Origin of the sequence: Streptomyces sp. cg36 (genome assembly GCF_041080675.1) — a bacterium.
Classification (GTDB): Bacteria; Actinomycetota; Actinomycetes; order Streptomycetales; family Streptomycetaceae; genus Streptomyces.
The window spans coordinates 4,253,025-4,269,529 of the sequence record NZ_CP163520.1 but is presented as its reverse complement, the minus strand read 5'-3'; the positions used below and the strand labels follow the sequence as shown (position 1 = coordinate 4,269,529).

Sequence of the window (16,505 nt, the reverse complement as noted above, 5' to 3'; positions counted from 1 at the left end):
CCGGACCCGAAAGGGGCGCGGGGAACTGCGCGAGCGGGCCCCCGCCGGGCCGCGGCCAGTCCCACCAGCCGCCCGGCTGAGGGCTTACGGGGAGGGGCGGGGTGGGGAAGGAACCCCCATGGACACCACCCACCACTTCCAACCCACCTCCCCCCACTTCATCGCCAACCCCTACCCCGCCTACACCCACCTCCGCGAAGCGACCCGCGCCCACCACACCCCCGTCACCGACCAGTGGCTGATCCCCCACCACCACGACGTCTCCACCCTCCTCAGAGACCGCCGCCTGGGCCGCACCTACCTGCACCGCTTCAGCCACGAGGAGTTCGGCCGCACACCCCCGCCCCCGTCCCACGAGCCGTTCCACACGCTCAACGACCACGGCGTCCTCGACCTGGAGGCCCCGGACCACACCCGTATCCGGCGGCTGGTGGCGAAGGCGTTCACGCCGAGGCGGGTCGAGGAGCTGGCCCCGGTCGTCGAGCGGATCGCCCGCCGCCTGGTGGGCGACTTCGTCGCGGCGGGCGGCGGCGACCTCCTGAGCGAGGTGGCCGAGCCCCTCCCCGTCACCGTGATCGCCGAGATGCTCGGCATCCCGGAGGCCGACCGCCACCTCCTGCGCCCCTGGTCGGCCGACATCTGCGGAATGTACGAGCTGAACCCGGACGAGGAGACCGCCACCCGCGCGGTACGCGCGTCCGTGGAGTTCTCCGGCTATCTGCGCGGGCTCATCCGCGACCGCCGCCGCACCCCCGCCCCCGACCTCGTCTCCGCGCTGATCGCCGTCCACGACACCGACGGCACCACGCTCACCGAGCAGGAGATGATCTCCACCTGCGTGCTGCTCCTCAACGCGGGCCACGAGGCCACCGTCAACACCACGGCCAACGGCTGGTGGACCCTCTTCCGCCACCCCGACCAGCTCGCCCTGCTCCGCGCCGACCCCGCCCTCCTCCCCGGCGCCATCGAGGAACTGCTGCGCTACGACACGCCGTTGCAGCTCTTCGAGCGCTGGGTGCTCGACGACATCGAGGTGGGCGGCACCGTCGTCCCACGGGGTTCGGAGGTCGCGCTGCTCTTCGGCTCCGCCAACCGCGACCCGGCCGCGTTCGAGGACCCGGACACCTTCGACGTACGCCGTCCGCCCGCGGCCAACCGCCACGTGACCTTCGGCGCGGGCATCCACTACTGCCTGGGCGCACCGCTGGCCCGGCTCGAACTCGCCGCGTCCTTCGGCCTGTTGCTGCGCGAGGCCCCGCGCATGCGGCTGCTCGCCGAGCCGAGCTGGAAGCCGGGGTACGTGATCCGGGGCCTCACCGCGCTCCACGTGGAGATCTAGGCCACCCCACCCCGTGGATGATCGCCTGCGCGGCCGGCCCAGCACGGTCCGCGGGCGAACACCGGCCCCACAGGGGCGCGGGGGGCTCCCCCGTCAGCCACCACCGCCCCCCGGAGGGCTACGTCGGGGTGATCAGGCGGGTCTCGTACGCGTACACCGCAGCCTGCGTACGATCCCGCAACCCCAACTTCACCAGCACCCGACTCACATGCGTCTTGATCGTCGACTCCGCCACCACCAGCCGGTCCGCGATCTCCGCGTTGGAGAGCCCCTGGGCGATCAGCACCAGCACCTCCGTCTCGCGCTCGGTCAGCTCCTCCACCTGGTGGCTCCCCACCACCCCCCGCCGCACCTGGGTGACCCGGGCGAACTCGGTGATGAGCCGGCGCGTCACGGACGGCGCGAGCAGGGACTCGCCGGAGGCCACCACCCGTACGCCCTCGGCCAGTTGCCGTGCGGACGCGTCCTTGAGGAGGAACCCCGAGGCCCCCGCCCGCAGCGCCTGGTACACGTACTCGTCCAGGTCGAACGTCGTCAGCACCAGCACCTTCGCCGACGTGTCCGCCGCCACGATCTCGCGGGTGGCCTCCAGCCCGTTCATCCCGGGCATGCGGATGTCCATGAGGACGACATCGGGTTCGAGCGCCCGCACCTTGGCCACCGCGTCGTGCCCGTCGACCGCCTCCCCCACCACCTCGATGTCCTGCTGCGCGTTGAGGAGCACCGAGAACCCCTCGCGGACCATCATCTGGTCGTCGACGACGAGGACCCGGATGCTCATGGCCGCAGCTCCGGTTCCGCCGACCCGGCAGCCCCCGCCGACTCCACCGGCTCCACCGGCTCGGCCGTCTCCACCGGTACGAACACCGCCACCTCGTACCCGCCGTCCGCCGTCGCCCCCGCCGTCATCTTCCCGCCGAGCATGGCCACCCGCTCCCGCATGCCGGTGATGCCGTGCCCGCTGCCGGGGGACGCGGCGACCGGACCGGTGGCCGGGCCGTTCACGATCCGCACCCCGACCCCGCCCAGCACATAGCCGACCTCGACCCGCGCACCCGCGCCCGGCGCATGGCGCAGGCTGTTGCTGAGCGCCTCCTGGATGATGCGGTACGCGGACAGCTCGACCCCCTGCGGCAGCTCCCGCACCGCGCCCGTCACCGTCTTCTCCACCGCGAGCCCCGCCTCCCGTACGTTCGCGAGGAGCGCGTCGAGGTCGGCGAGGGTGGGCTGGGGCGCGTCCGGCGCCTCGTAGTCCTCCGCGCGTACGACACCGAGCACCCGGCGCAGCTCGATGAGCGCGGACACCGCGTTCTCGCGGATCGTCGCGAACGCCTGGGCCAGCTCCGGCGGCGGGTTCTCGACCCGGTACGGGGCCGCCTCCGCCTGGATCGCCACCACCGACATGTGGTGCGCGACCACGTCGTGCAGCTCGCGGGCGATCGTGGTGCGCTCCTCCAGGACCGTGCGCTTGTCCCGCTCCACCGCCGTCACCGACTGCTCGATGGTGATCTTCTGCTCGGCGTCCCGGCGGATGTTCACGACGGAGGCGAGCAGCAGCAGGACCCCGGACGCGACGGCCATCGGACCGGTCTCGGGCGAGAAGTAACGCCCGCTCGGAGCCTGCACGACCGCGCCGACCAGCAACGTCAGCGCCCACATCCACGCGGCCGTCCTCGGCCGGGTCCGCAGCGCGACCACCACCATGACGGCCAGATGCCCGAGGAACGTGCCCGGTATCAGCGGCCAGCCCCCGAACACGTCCGTCCTGAGCAGCCCCCCGACGAGGAAGGTCATGGCGAGCGACAGCCACCAGGCGCCGATCGGCCGCACCAGCGTCATGGCCACCGGGAAGCCCACGGCCAGCCCCATCGCCAGCCAGATCAGATCGGTCCGGGGGCCGCCGCCGACGCCGTACGTGGCCGATGCGGAGACGAAGGCCGCGAACAGCACGGCCGCGTGCGGGGTCCACGCCGCGTACCGCCGCAGCCGCTGCGGCAGCAGCGCGGTGAGCGGGCCGTCCGTGCGCATCGGCCGCAGCGGGCGGTAGGCGAACGCGTCACGGAAGAGGTCCTCGCGCAGTCCGCCCAGGGCGTCGAGGGCAAGCAGGAACTCGGGGCTCCGCCCGCTGTTGCCCGCGGGCGGGCTGGTCGTCTGGGTCATGGCCCCACCGTAAGAGAGGGGGCGGGCGGGGGGCGTCCCCTGCGGTACGGATCTGCGGGGGTCCGTCTCAGGTACTACGCGGGGGGCTGGTGGTGGGTGGCGGGGCCCGGTGGTGCCCTCCGGGGCCCGGTGGTCGGTTGCGGAGTCCGGTGGTGGGTGGCGGGGCCCTCGGGTCAGTACGCGAGCTGGGCGATCTCCTCCGCCACGACCGCGCAGGCGTCCGCGGCCGGGTCGATGAGCGGGAAGTGGCCGACCCCTTCGAGCAGCGTGTAGCCGACGGGCTCCCCGGCCTCGGCCGCCGCGTCCGCGTACGCCTCGGCCACGGCCTGCGGCACGACGATGTCGTCCCGGCCCTGGACGAGGGTGGTGGCGACGCCGGTCGGCAGGAGGAGGGACGGGTCGGCGAGGGAGCGCCTCTCGGCGAACTGCGCGTCCTGGCCCAGCAGTTGACCGACCGCCCCGCCGCACACGTCCAGCTCCACCGCGCGCGCGAAGTCGGCGATCGGGGCGAGGGCGACGACGCCCCGGAGGCGGCCGGCGGCCGGCGAGTACCAGGGGGAGTCGGGCGGCAGGACGTGCCGGGCCGCCGCCCACAGGGCGAGATGGCCTCCGGCCGAGTGGCCCGTGAGGACCGTACGGCGCGGGTCCGCCCGGGGCAGGTGCGTACGGGCCAGGTCGGGGAGGGCGTCCAGGGCGGCGGCCACGTCGTCGAACGTCTCCGGCCAGCGGCCCGCCGGGGCGCCGCCCCCGCCCTGCTGCGGCAGGCCGCTGCCGCGCCGGTACTCGACGTTGGCGACGGCGAAGCCCCGGCGGGCGAGGAAGTCCACGAACGGGGTGAGGTGGCGGCGGTCGTACCTGGCCCGCCAGGCGCCGCCGTGCAGGGCGACGACGAGGGGGGTGGGGGTGGGAGTGGGGTCGGTGGTGGCGCGGGGGTGGTAGAAGTCCACGACCTGGTCGGGGTGGGGGCCGTACGAGGCGGTGGCGTCGGGGGCGACGGGGGGATGCGAGAAGGCGGAGGCCATCTCGGCGGTGTCGCGGGCCTCTTGGTTGTCCGGCATGCCTCAACCTCTCGTACGGACGGATCGACGGGACGCTACCAGCGATTTCCCGCCACTCCGCCCCGGCCGCGCCCCGGTTCTGGGCCCGCCTGGACTCCGGGCCGGAGGTACGCCCACCTACAGCCCGGCCGCACACCTGCCTGACCCATCCGCCTGGGGCCCGGCGGGGTTACTCGCGCAGTTCCCCACGCCCCTTTCGGGGCCGGACTTCGTCTGCGGACCGTGCTGGGCTTGTCGCGCAGTTCCCCGCGCCCCTTTCGGGGCCGGGCTTCGTCTGCGGACCGTGCTGGGCCGGTCGCGCAGTTCCCCGCGCCCCTAAAAGCCGGTGGCCGAGCCGACTTCTCCGACTGCCCGTACCCCCTAGGGGCGCGGGGAACTGCGCGAGAAGCGACCACGGCCAGCAGACGAAGGGGGGTTTCAGGGGCGCGAGGAACGGCGCGAGCAACCCCGCACGGTCTGCGGACGAAGACGGGTTTCCCAGGGGCGCGGGGAACTGCGCGAGAAGCGAGCACGGCCAGCAGACGAAAGCGGGTTGAGGGGCGCGGGAAACTGCGCGAAGAGCGACCACCGGCCCGCAGACAAAGATCCGGCCCATGAGGGGCGCGGGGAACTGCGCGACCAGCCCCCGCCGGGCCGCAGACGACGACCGGCCCAATCGGGGCGCGGGAACCGCGCGGGCGGGCCCCGCCGGGCCGCAGGCGCAGCGGGGCCCGGGGAGGGCCCGCGGGCCGAGGGGCTAGGGGAGGGAGCGCGACAGGACCGCCGCCGCCCTCTCCGCGTCCCCGAACCCCACATACAACGGCGTGAACCCAAACCGCAGCACATCCGGCCGCCGGTAATCACCGACAACCCCCGCAGAGATCAACTCCCGCATCACCACCCCCGCATCCGCACACCGCAACCCGACCTGACTCCCCCGCTCCCCGTGCGCGACGGGCGTGACGGACGTGACCCGCCCACCCGGCACGTACGCCTCCACGCACTCCAGGAAGAAGTCCGTCAGCGCCAGTGACTTCGCGCGGACGGCCTCGATGGAGACGCCGTCCCAGACGTCGAGCGCGGACTCCAGCGCCAGCATGGACAGGATGTCCGGCGTACCGACCCGGCCCCGGACGGCTCCGCCGGCCGGAACGTAGTCGGGCCGCATCCCGAAGGGGTCCTCGTGCGAGTTCCACCCGGGAAGGGGCGAGTCGAAGGCGGACTGGTGGTCCCCCCGGACGTACAGATACGCCGGTGAACCCGGCCCCCCGTTCAGGTACTTGTAGGTGCAGCCCACCGCGAAGTCCACCCCGTGCGCATCGAGCCCGACGGGCAGCGCGCCCGCGCTGTGGCACAGGTCCCAGACGGCGAGCGCGCCCGCCGCGTGGGCGGCGGCGGTGATGCCGGGCAGGTCGTGCAGCCGGCCCGTGCGGTAGTCGACGTGGTTGACCAGGATCGCCGCCGTGCGCGGACCCAGCTCCGCGACCATCTCACCGGGCGCCACCGGCCGGACCGTGCGCCCGGTCATCCGCGCCGCCGACGACGCCACGTACCCATCGGTCGGGAACGTCGACTCGTCGACCAGGATCTCGTCCCGCTCGGCGGGCGCCAGCCGGACCGCCGCCACCAGCGCCTTGAAGACGTTCACACTCGTGGAGTCGCCCACCACGATCCGGCCGGGGGCCGCGCCGACCAGCGGCGCGATCCGGTCGCCGATCCGCTCCGGCGCCGTCCACCAGCCGCTCTCGTCCCAGGAGCGGATGCGCAGCTCGCCCCACTCGTGGGTGATGACCTCCTGCATGCGCGCCGCGACGTGCCGGGGCAGCGCGCCCAGCGAGTTCCCGTCGAGGTAGACGACCGAGTCGTCGAGGGCGAACAGCTCGCGGTGCTTGGCGAGTTCGTCTGCGGCGTCGAGCGCCGCGGCCTTGCCGGCCAGGGACTCAGACATGGCTGCGCGCCGTCCACAGCTCGGGGAACACGTTCTTCCCGGCGCGCTTCTCCAGCCAGGCCACGCCCGCCGAACCGCCCGTACCCGTCTTCGCGCCCATCGCTCTCCTCGTCGCCACCAGATGGTCGTTGCGCCAGCGCCACACCAGCTCACCCACATCGGTCAACGCCTCGCCCAGGCGTACGAGTTCCCCGTTCTGGTCCCCGGCGTAAAGATCCGTCCAGACGGCCTCGACCTCGGGCGAGGGCTCGTAGCGCTGCGAGAGGTCGCGGTCGAGGACGGCGGCCGGCACCGCGTGGCCCCGGCGGGCCAGCAGCGCGAGCACCTCGTCGTACAGGCTCGGCTCCTGGAGCGCCTTCTCCAGCTCGGCGTGCACGCGCGGCGCGCCCCGGTGCGGCACCAGCATGGACGCCGACTTCTCGCCCAGCAGGAACTCCATCCGCCGGTACATCGCGGACTGGAAGCCGGAGCCCTCGCCGAGCGCCGAGCGGTAGGAGTTGAACTGCGCGGGCGTGAGCTGCGCCAGCGGCGTCCAGGAGGCGTTGAGCGCCTCCAGCTCGCGTACGGAACGCTTGAGCGCGTCCACGGCCACCGGGATCCGGTCCTCGCGCAACGCGCGCGTGGCGGTCTCCCACTCGTGGACGATCACCGTGAACCACAACTCCATGACCTGGGTGGTCACCAGGAAGACCATCTCGCCCGGGTCGTCGGAGCGCAGCTGCTGGAGGTGGGTGAGGACGTCCGCCTGGACGTAGTCCTCGTACGGCGTGGTGCCCGCGAAGTCCAGATTGGGGGCGTCCACGGCCGCGTCGGCGGAGGCGGGCGCGGTGGACGCGGAGGGCGCTTCTACGGGCGCGGTGGGCGCTTCCGCGTGCGCGGCGGGTGCTTCTGCGGGTGCGCCGTTTTCGACCGGTTCGGACATCTTTGATGACACCGCTGTCTCCTCGACGTGTCCGGGTAGCGGTCCGCCCCTTCCTTCATCGGCATCGGAGCCCCGGTCCCCACCCGCATCATAAGCACGCCCCCTCCACCCACGTCAGGGCACGGAAGGCCCCTCCACGAAGGCGCCGCCCTTGGTGTACGGCCACGCGTTGGACTTGCAGCCGTCCAGGCCCTTGATCTGCTGCTGCATCACCGGCGCGGGCTTGCCCGGCCCCGGGCAGGCCATGTGCTGGTGGAAGCCGATCATGTGCCCGATCTCGTGGTTGATGATCAGGTGCCGGTACTCGGCGGGCGGCCCGTCGTACTGCGGCGAGCCCAGCACCCACCGCTTGAGGTTGACCACGACGCCGTCCTGGACCTCGCAGTTCAGCTCACCGTGGGTGTCGCCGTTGACCGCGCACAGCTTGTCCGTGGTGGCCGGGGTGGCGATCTTTATCGTCACGTCGGCGCGGTCGTCGCCCGAGACCAGCTGGAACCGGCCACGCCCGTGCGCGGCCCAGCTGCGGGGGTGGGCGAGTATCGCCTCGATCTCGGTGGCGGCCTGGCGCGGCGAGACGTCGACGCCGTCCTCGACCAGCACCTTGTAGCGGCGCAGCGGCCCGCCCGTGCCGACGGGGGCGCCGGAGGCACCGGCCGGGGTGAAGGTGCCGGGCCCGGAGGCGGGCACGTCCCCCGGCGCGCGCCCGGAGCCGCCCTTCCCCTTCTTCTCGTCCTTCTGCTTCCCGTCCTTCTGCTTCTCGTCCTTCGACGACTTGGACGGGGACGGGTCGGCGGGCAGGGGCTCGCGGTCGCCGAGCGGGGTCTCCGCGGCGTATCCGGGCTGCTGGGTGTCGTCGCCGTCGTGCCACTCGGCGAACGCCGCGCCGCAGATCAGGGAGAGGCCGAGCAGACCGCCTACGAGCAGCAGGGCGCGCGGGTGGCGCCGGGCCGGGCGTCTGCCACGGCCACGGGGTCGGGTGTGGTCACGGCCACGACGGGCTCCGTTGCGGGCTGCTCGCTTGCCCAAGACAGACTTCTCCCCTTGTTGTGGCTGGAGTTGGGGGGAGAGGTGTGGGGCCTCGTGCGCCAGCGCGTGCAGTTGTCCGATATTCGATGGTGCGTGCGATCGTACCGTCCGGGCCGAAGATGCCCGGACGGTACGGAAACGCGCAGGTCAGCCCAGCGTGTCGGCGGCCAGCGGGGAGGAGTCCCGCAGGAACGTGGTGCAGCGCTCGAACTCGGCCTGCTCGCCGATCGCTTGGGCGGCGCGGGCCAGGGCGTGCAGGGCGCGCAGGAAGCCGCGGTTGGGCTCGTGCTCCCACGGCACCGGGCCGTGGCCCTTCCAGCCGGCGCGGCGCAGCGAGTCCAGGCCGCGGTGGTAGCCGGTGCGGGCGTACGCGTACGACTCGACCGTGCGGCCCGCGTCGAACGCGTCGTCCGCGAGCTGGGCCCAGGCGAGGGAGGAGGTGGGGTACTTGGCGGCGACGTCGGCGGGGTCGGTGCCCTGCGCGAGGAGGTCGCGGGGTTCGGGGTCGTCGGGGAGGTGGGTCGGGGCGGGGCCGCCGAGGAGGTTCTCGTGAATGGACATGGGGCCAGTCTGCCGCGTGGCGCCGACAACGGAGGATCACCCCCACCCCACCCGTTCCCCAGACCCTCCGGGGGACACCACCGAACGCGGTCGTTCACCTGCGGGCCGGTGGGGGCTTGTCGCGCAGTTCCCCGCGCCCCTGAAAAGCCAGCGGCTCAGCCAACCGTTCCAGCCACCCCCGCACCCCCAAGGAATACCCGACACCCGAAGAACCCACCTCAGCCCCACGCTTTAGGGGCGCGAGGAACTGCGCGACCAGCCCACCACGGCCCGCAGACGAACGAGGCTTTTCAGGGGCGCGGGGAACTGCGCGAGAAGCGACCACGGCCCGCAGACGAAAGCGGGTTTCCAGGGGCGCGGGGAACGGCGCGACCAGCCCACCACCCGCCCGCAGACGAACCCCCGGCCGAAAGGGGCGCGGGGAACTGCGCGACCAGCCACCCGCCGGGGGAAAGGGGCCAGTGCTCAAGGGGTGGGATGACGTGGGGGTTCCTCGCGGGCGCGTTCCAGGGGTGGTACCACCCCGCACGACACCCTGCACTCCGGATGACACCCCGCTCCCCCCCTCCGCACCGTCACGAACGCCACCACCGCCCCCACCACCAGCACCCCCGCACACACCGGCATCGCCCGCCGGAACGTCGATCCGAACTCCGCCGCCGAGCGGTACGCGTCCGGTGACATGCCCGCCACCAGCGGCAGCGCGGCCACCGCGACCAGCCCGGCCGCCCGTGCCGCCGCGTTGTTGATGCCGCTGGCCAGCCCCGCCCGGCCCGCGTCCACCGAGGCCAGGACCGTGGCGGTGAGGGGCGCGACCAGGGTCACCATGCCGAGGCCCAGGACGACGACCGCGGGGAGCACGTCCCGTACGTACGACGCGCCCACCCCCACCCGCAGCATCAGCAGCATCCCCGCCGCGCACAGCAGCGGCCCCACCGTGAGGGGGATGCGCGGGCCGATGCGCTCGCCCAGCTCGCCGGAGCGGGCCGAGAGCAGCAGCATCAGGGCCGTGGTGGGCAGCAGCGCGGCCCCGGCGCCCAGCGCCGAGTACCCGGCGACCACCTGGAGCTGGAGCGCGGCCAGGAAGAAGAAGCCGCCGAACGCCGCGTACACGCACAGCGTCACCAGGTTCACCGCCGTGAACTGGCGCGACGCGAAGATGTCGGGCGGCAGCATGGGGTCCGCCAGCCGCCGCTCCAGCCGGACGAAGGCGGCGCCCAGGACCGCGCCCAGCGCCGCCGTTCCCAGCACCAGCGGCGACGCCCCCTGTCCGGGCGCCTCGATCAGCGCGTACGTCACCAGTGCCAGCGCGGCTGCTCCCAGCGCCGCCCCGGTGGCGTCGAACCGCCCGGTGTGCACGCGCTCGTCGCGCGACTCGGGCACGTGCCGCAGGGCCACGGGGACGCAGACCGCCGCCAGCGGCACGTTCAGCAGGAAGACCCAGCGCCAGCCGGGGCCGTCCACCAGCCAGCCGCCCAGGAACGGGCCGACGGCCGCGCCGACCCCGCCCAGGCCCGACCAGACGCCGACCGCACGGGCCCGGTCGTCGGGGTGGAAGCCCGCCTGGATCAGGGCGAGCGAGCCGGGGGTGAGCAGCGCGCCGCCGATGCCCTGGAGGGCGCGGGCGGCGATCAGCACGCCCGCGTCCGGCGCGATGCCGCACAGCAGCGACCCGGCGGCGAACCAGACGACGCCGAAGACGAAGACCTTGCGGCGGCCGTACCGGTCGCCGAGGGCTCCGCCGAGCAGGATCAGCCCGGCGAGCGTCAGCATGTACGCGTTGACGGTCCACTGGAGCACCGCCATGTCCGCGTCGAGGTCGGCGCCGATGCGGGGCAGGGCCACATTGACGACGGTCGAGTCGAGCATGGCCATCCCGGACCCGAGCACCGTCGTCAACAGCACCCATCGCCCCGCCGCCGTGCCCATCCGTACGCTCATGCACTCCACTCTCGCCGAACGCACGGGGCCCGGCACCCCCCACGAGAGGGATACCGGGCCCCGGACGGGGGAGCGCGGGCGCTGGGCCCGCGCGGCCGTTACTTCAGCTTCGTGCCGGTCGAGCGCAGGTTGGCGCACGCCTCGGCGACCCGCTTGGCCATGCCCGCCTCGGCGAGCTTGCCCCAGGTGCGCGGGTCGTAGGTGGACTTCTTGCCGACCTCGCCGTCGACCTTCAGGACACCGTCGTAGTTGCGGAACATGTGGTCCGCGACCGGGCGGGTGAAGGCGTACTGGGTGTCGGTGTCGAGGTTCATCTTCACGACGCCGTTCTCCAGCGCGGTGGCGATCTCCTCGGCCGTGGAGCCCGAGCCGCCGTGGAAGACGAAGTCGAACGGGGACGCCTTGCCGTACTTGGCGGCGACGCCCTCCTGGAGGTCCTTGAGGAGCTCCGGACGCAGCACGACGTTGCCCGGCTTGTAGACGCCGTGGACGTTGCCGAAGGAGGCGGCCAGCAGGTAGCGGCCCTTCTCGCCCAGGCCCAGGGCCTCGGCGGTGCGCAGCGCGTCGTCGACGGTCGTGTACAGCTCGTCGTTGATCTCGTGGCTGACGCCGTCCTCCTCGCCGCCGGTCGGGGTGATCTCGACCTCAAGGATGATCTTGGCGGCGGCGGCCTTGGCGAGCAGCTCCTGGCCGATGGCCAGGTTGTCCGCGAGGGTCTCGGCGGAGCCGTCCCACATGTGCGACTGGAAGAGCGGGTTCAGACCCTTGGCCACGCGCTCGGCGGACACCTCAAGGAGCGGGCGGACGTAGCCGTCCAGCTTGTCCTTGGGGCAGTGGTCCGTGTGCAGCGCGACGGTGATGTCGTACTTGGCGGCCACGATGTGGGCGAACTCGGCCAGGGCGACCGCGCCGGTCACCATGTCCTTGTTGTGCTGGCCGCCCAGGAACTCCGCACCACCGGTGGAGATCTGGATGATGCCGTCGCTCTCGGCCTCCGCGAAGCCGCGCAGCGCAGCGTGCAGGGTCTGGGTCGAGGTCACATTGATGGCCGGGTAGGCGAACTTGCCTGCCTTCGCCCGGTCGAGCATCTCGTTGTAGACCTCGGGGGTTGCGATGGGCATCTGTCCGCTCCTTGTGATGTGCGGGTTTGCGTATGTGCTGGCCCTGACCTGGGGGCGACGTCATCGTCGCGGCCCATCTTTCCAGACTCTCGGCCCGGCTCCACCCTGCGTGTGCGCGAGGGGGCGGCTGTTTCACGTGAAACAGCCGCCCCCTCGGGGAAAGCGCAGGTCAGAGGCGCTGTGCAGAAGCACAGGGAGCCGAGTGACCACTTTCGGAGTGCCCGTCAGTCGATCTTGCGGGATACTCCGGACCGGTTACGGGCAGGGCGACATCCGGGTCATTCCGCCCATCGCCCCGGCGCCCGGCGCCCCCGTACGGCGGCGCCCGGCACCTGCGTACCGCTAGGCCAGGCCCAGGTCGCCCAGCTGGTAGCCGGTCAGGTAGGACAGGCCCGCACCGGCGATCGCGTCCGCCGCGCCCCGGTCGACGATCGTCGCCACGGCGACGACCTCGCCGCCCGCCTCGCGCACGGCCTCGACGGCCGTCAGCGGCGAGCCGCCGGTGGTGGAGGTGTCCTCGACCACCAGGCAGCGACGGCCCTTGACGTCGGTGCCCTCGATGCGGCGCTGCATGCCGTGCGCCTTCTGCGCCTTGCGCACCACGAAGGCGTCCAGGCGCTGCCCGCGCGCGGCCGAGGCGTGCAGCATCGACGTCGCCACCGGGTCGGCGCCCAGCGTCAGACCGCCCACGCAGTCGAAGTCCAGGTCGGCGGTGAGGTCGAGCATGACCTGACCGACCAGCGGCGCGGCCTCGCCGTCCAGGGTGATCCGGCGCAGGTCGATGTAGTAGTCGGCTTCCAGACCCGAGGAGAGGGTCACCTTGCCGTGCACCACGGCCTTGTCCTTGATCTGCTGGAGCAGCTCAGCGCGTACGTCAGTCATGCCCGCCAGCTTAAAGGCGGCGCCAGCTCCAGGTCGTCGCCAGCTCCAGCGGGTCCACCGGCGTCACCAGCCGGGGGAGCGTGTTGAGGCCGTTGGGCGGGCCGGACTGCGGCTCCACGCACACCGCCTCCTCCTGCTCGTCGTAGACGACCACCCACTCGCTGCGGCTGGTCACCTTGAGCTCCAGCCGCTCCGGCCAGGTCAGGGTGACGTCGACGCCGTCCGGCATCCCGAAGCAGTCGTCCCAGGGGCCGGGGGCCGGGGCGATGCGGCGGCCGGTCGGCAGATGGTCCTCCCCGCGCTCCTCCTGCCAGGCGGGCTCGAACCCGATCCGCACGTCCTCCTCGCCCCCGATGGCGCGCCGGAACCAGGGGTGCCAGCCGACCTGCGCCGGGAACGAGTCGCCGTACGTCTCGACACCCATGGTCAGCGTCAGCGCGTCCGGCGACAGCTCGAAGGTCTGGGTGACCCGGCCGGTGTAGGGCCACGGCTCCACCAGGTCGTACGTGAAGTGGGCCTCGGCGCGGCCGTCCTCCGTCTCGGCGAGCCGGACGCGCTTCCACACCGAGTCCCGGCCGGTGCCGTGGATGGCGTGCGGCGGGGAGTTGAGCGGCATCGTGTACTTGGTGCCGCCGTTGCGGAACTCGCCGTGCTCGATCCGGCCGCACCAGGGGACCATCGGGAAGCAGCCGTACCGGTCGCCCTGGCGCAGCAGCTCCGTACCGCCGATGCGCAGGCTCTCGATCCGGCATCCGTTGTCCGGACGCACCGTCAACTCGACGTCACCGGCAGCCAGCCGGACACTCTTGTCACTACTCACGCCCCCGACACTACTTGCGCGGGGGCGGCGGGGTGCGGTGACGTGCTCCCGTACCGCCGCGCCGTCCCGTTCGGCGGCAGGGCGACGGTGGCCTAACGGCGGCGGCGCAGTGCGCGGCCCACCACCACCGCCGAGGCCAGTGCCAGGGCGGCGGCGGGGGCGACCCAGCGCAGGGTGGCCCCCGCGCCCGAGCCGGCCGGGGCGGGCACCGGTGCGTACCGCCCGCGCGGCGGCGCGTGGTCGACCTCCTCGGCGCTGCGGCCGATCATCGTCCGCCGGGCGTGCGCGGCCTCCACGGGCGCGTAGTCGGAGTCGAGCAGCTCGAACTCGTCGTCGGCGAGCGGGTCGAGCGACGGCGGCGGCACCACGGCGTCGAACACGGACCGCCCGAGGGCGTCGTCGAACTCGGCGGCATCGCCGCCGGGGCCGGACGCGTCCTCGGCGGCGGGCACCTCCCCGGCGCCGTCGCCGCGGCCGGGCCCTTCCCCGGCGGCGGAGGCACCAGCGGAGGCCGCGGAGTCGGAGGCGTCGGCGGGCCGGGCCTCGTCGGCGGACCCGGCGGGTGCGGCAGCCGCCTCGTCGACCCCCGCAGCCGCCGCCTCGTCAGCCCCCGCGTCCGCCTCCGCGGCACCGGCCGCCCGGCCCTCGGACCCGGCCGGGTCCGGGTTCTCCTGCGCCGCTCCCGCGTCGGCGGCCAGCGCCGAGGCGAAACGGTCCAGCAGGCGGGTGGCCGATGCCTCGGCCGCCTCGGGGCGGGCCTCGGCGACGCGGCCGTCGGCCGTGGCCGTCGCCGTGAAGGTCAGCAGGGTGCCCTCCGCCCGGGGCGCCAGTGCGAGCGTGAGGGAGAGCTTGGCCGCGCCCGTGCCGCGCGCCTCCGTGCCCTCGGCCTCCACGCCGAAGGTGTCCGCGTCGAGCTCGGTGATCCGCAGTGTGCCCCGGTAGGTGATCGTGTGCCCCTCCAGGCGCAGCCTGAGACGGCCGGCCACCGGTGGCTCGCCCGCGTCCTGCTGCAGGCCCGGGACGCAGCGGGCGACCCGCGCCGGGTCCCGCAGGGCCGCGCGCAGCGGTTCGGTCTCGACCGGAACGAACACCTCATGCTCCATGGGCACCGAGCCTACTCAGGGCCGGGCGCCGCGTCTGCGCAAACGCCACGCCCGCCTCATCCGGTGTAGCGCGGGTGCACCAGCGTCGAGGGGGGCAGCGGCGCGCGGGGCCGCTGCCGGGCCAGGGGATCCAGCTCCGGCGGGAGCACGGCGGCCGGGACGCCGGACGCGGAGGCGAGGACGAAGCCCCAGTCGTGCGGCGCCTTCGTCGCCTCCGAGGCGCGGTCGGGGCCCGCCGTGAACCCGGTGAGGCGGCCGGTCGCGCGGTACGGCACGGTCCGCAGGCCCGCCGCCCGTACCGTCGACTCCACCGTCCAGTACGTGTGCGGCCGGGTCGCCACCGGGCCCGCGTGCACCACGATCCGGCCGCCGGGCGCCAGCACCCGGGCGGCGAGGCCGAAGAACTCCTCCGAGTACAGCTTGGTGCTCGGGGTGATGCCGGGGTCGGGGAGGTCGGAGATGACCACGTCGTACGGGCCCGCCGCCCGGCCGGGGCCGCGCAGCCAGCCGAAGGCGTCCGCGATCACGGGCGTCACGCGCGCGTCGTCGAAGGCATGGCCGTTGAGCGCCGACAGGGCCGGGTCGTGGCGCGCCAGGTCGACCACCGCCGGGTCGAGCTCGACCAGGGTCACCTGCCGCACCCCCGGGCGGCGCAGCACCTCGCGCGCGGCCAGGCCGTCCCCGCCGCCCAGCACCAGGACCCGGCCGTGCGGCCCGGCGTCCATCACCGGGCCGACCAGCGCCGAGTGGTAGCGCCGCTCGTCGCGCCCGCTGACCCGCAGCCGCCCGTCGAGGAAGAGGTCGAGGGGGCCGCCGGGGCCGTGCCCGGTGCGGCTGCCGGTGAGGACGATCTCCTGCACCCCGGTCTGCACGGCGACCCGCACCTGTCCCCCGTACACCGCGCGGCGCGCCGCCTGCTCGAAGGCGCCGACCAGCGCGGTGGTGACGGCGAGCACCGACAGGACCAGGACGTTGGCGGCGAACAGCCACCAGCGCGCGCGGGGCGTCAGATCGCGCCGGAACAGCCAGAGCACCAGCGCGCCGCCCGCCACCGCGTTGACCGCGCCGGTCAGCAGCGCGCCCGTGAGCTGGCCGAGCAGCGGCAGCAGCAGGAACGGGAAGGCGAGCCCGCCGACGAGCGCCCCCACGTAGTCGGCGGCGAACAGGTCGGCGACCGTGCCGCCCGGGTCCTGCCGGGAGACGCGCTGGATCAGGGTCATCAGCAGCGGGACCTCGGCGCCGATGAGCACGCCGATGGCCAGCGAGAACGCCACCAGCGCGTACCGCGCGCCGCCGAACCACGCGAACGTCCCGTACAGGACGATCGCCGAGCAGCCGCCGACCAGCGCCAGCGCCGCCTCGATCAGGCCGAAGCCGACGGCGGCGTGCAGCCGCAGCCGTTTGGCGAGGAGCGAGCCGATGCCCATCGCGAAGACCATCACGGACAGGACGACGGACGCCTGGGTGACGGAGTCGCCGATCAAGTACGAGGCGAGGGCGACCAGTTCGAGTTCGTAGACCAGGCCGCAGGCCGCGCAGACGAAGACGGTGCCGAGCACGATGAACCGCGCGGTGCTGCGCCGGGGTGCCGGAGGCGGGATGCCACAGGGCAGGACGGACACAGACGGTTCGATCATGATGGGAA

Annotated in this window: 14 protein-coding genes; 1 reads left to right on the top strand and 13 read right to left on the bottom strand. The window is 73.6% G+C overall.

Features of this window, described 5'->3' with window-relative positions:
• Positions 1–118: 118 nt before the first annotated feature.
• Positions 119–1,339: a cytochrome P450 gene (locus tag AB5J87_RS19065; RefSeq protein ID WP_369378011.1), complete on the top strand. Its 1,221-nt coding sequence runs from the start codon at positions 119–121 to the stop codon at positions 1,337–1,339.
• A gap of 118 nt (positions 1,340–1,457) precedes the next feature.
• Here the strand turns inward: AB5J87_RS19065 and AB5J87_RS19060 are convergent, their stop codons facing one another.
• From AB5J87_RS19060 to AB5J87_RS19000, 13 genes are all read right to left on the bottom strand, one after another.
• Positions 1,458–2,120, bottom strand: a complete 663-nt coding sequence (locus AB5J87_RS19060; RefSeq protein ID WP_369378010.1) for a response regulator — start codon at positions 2,118–2,120, stop codon at positions 1,458–1,460.
• A complete protein-coding gene (locus tag AB5J87_RS19055) occupies positions 2,117–3,499 on the bottom strand; it encodes a sensor histidine kinase (RefSeq protein ID WP_369378009.1) in 1,383 nt (460 codons plus the stop codon). Before AB5J87_RS19055 ends, AB5J87_RS19060 begins: the two co-directional genes overlap by 4 nt.
• Before the next feature lie 173 nt (positions 3,500–3,672).
• Positions 3,673–4,557 (bottom strand): alpha/beta hydrolase, encoded by an 885-nt coding sequence (locus AB5J87_RS19050; protein ID WP_369378008.1) that lies wholly within the window; start codon positions 4,555–4,557, stop codon positions 3,673–3,675.
• Positions 4,558–5,293: 736 nt separating this feature from the next.
• Entirely contained in the window at positions 5,294–6,484 is a 1,191-nt protein-coding gene (gene kynU / locus AB5J87_RS19045) for a kynureninase (protein WP_369378006.1), read from the bottom strand.
• Positions 6,477–7,418, bottom strand: coding sequence for a tryptophan 2,3-dioxygenase family protein (locus AB5J87_RS19040; protein ID WP_369378005.1), 942 nt, complete (start codon positions 7,416–7,418; stop codon positions 6,477–6,479). Before AB5J87_RS19040 ends, kynU begins: the two co-directional genes overlap by 8 nt.
• Before the next feature lie 102 nt (positions 7,419–7,520).
• The gene (locus tag AB5J87_RS19035) at positions 7,521–8,432 is read right to left on the bottom strand and encodes a DUF3152 domain-containing protein (RefSeq protein ID WP_369378004.1); all 912 of its coding nucleotides are present in this window, start codon (positions 8,430–8,432) and stop codon (positions 7,521–7,523) included.
• A gap of 147 nt (positions 8,433–8,579) precedes the next feature.
• Entirely contained in the window at positions 8,580–8,993 is a 414-nt protein-coding gene (locus AB5J87_RS19030) for a DUF3151 domain-containing protein (protein ID WP_369378002.1), read from the bottom strand.
• A gap of 465 nt (positions 8,994–9,458) precedes the next feature.
• Complete coding sequence (locus tag AB5J87_RS19025; RefSeq protein ID WP_369378001.1) at positions 9,459–10,934, bottom strand: MFS transporter; 1,476 nt, start codon at positions 10,932–10,934, stop codon at positions 9,459–9,461.
• A 98-nt stretch (positions 10,935–11,032) separates the two neighbouring features.
• Positions 11,033–12,055 (bottom strand): class II fructose-bisphosphate aldolase, encoded by a 1,023-nt coding sequence (fbaA, locus tag AB5J87_RS19020; RefSeq protein WP_369378000.1) that lies wholly within the window; start codon positions 12,053–12,055, stop codon positions 11,033–11,035.
• Between the two features lie 342 nt (positions 12,056–12,397).
• Entirely contained in the window at positions 12,398–12,937 is a 540-nt protein-coding gene (gene pyrE, locus AB5J87_RS19015; protein ID WP_369377999.1) for an orotate phosphoribosyltransferase, read from the bottom strand.
• A 10-nt stretch (positions 12,938–12,947) separates the two neighbouring features.
• A complete protein-coding gene (locus AB5J87_RS19010) occupies positions 12,948–13,757 on the bottom strand; it encodes an aldose 1-epimerase (protein WP_369377998.1) in 810 nt (269 codons plus the stop codon).
• A 92-nt stretch (positions 13,758–13,849) separates the two neighbouring features.
• Positions 13,850–14,860 carry an SRPBCC domain-containing protein gene (locus tag AB5J87_RS19005; protein ID WP_369377997.1) on the bottom strand — a complete coding sequence of 337 codons (1,011 nt, stop codon included), beginning with the start codon at positions 14,858–14,860 and terminating at the stop codon, positions 13,850–13,852.
• 56 nt (positions 14,861–14,916) lie between these two features.
• The gene (locus AB5J87_RS19000; RefSeq protein WP_369377996.1) at positions 14,917–16,497 is read right to left on the bottom strand and encodes a polyamine aminopropyltransferase; all 1,581 of its coding nucleotides are present in this window, start codon (positions 16,495–16,497) and stop codon (positions 14,917–14,919) included.
• Positions 16,498–16,505 lie beyond the last annotated feature (8 nt).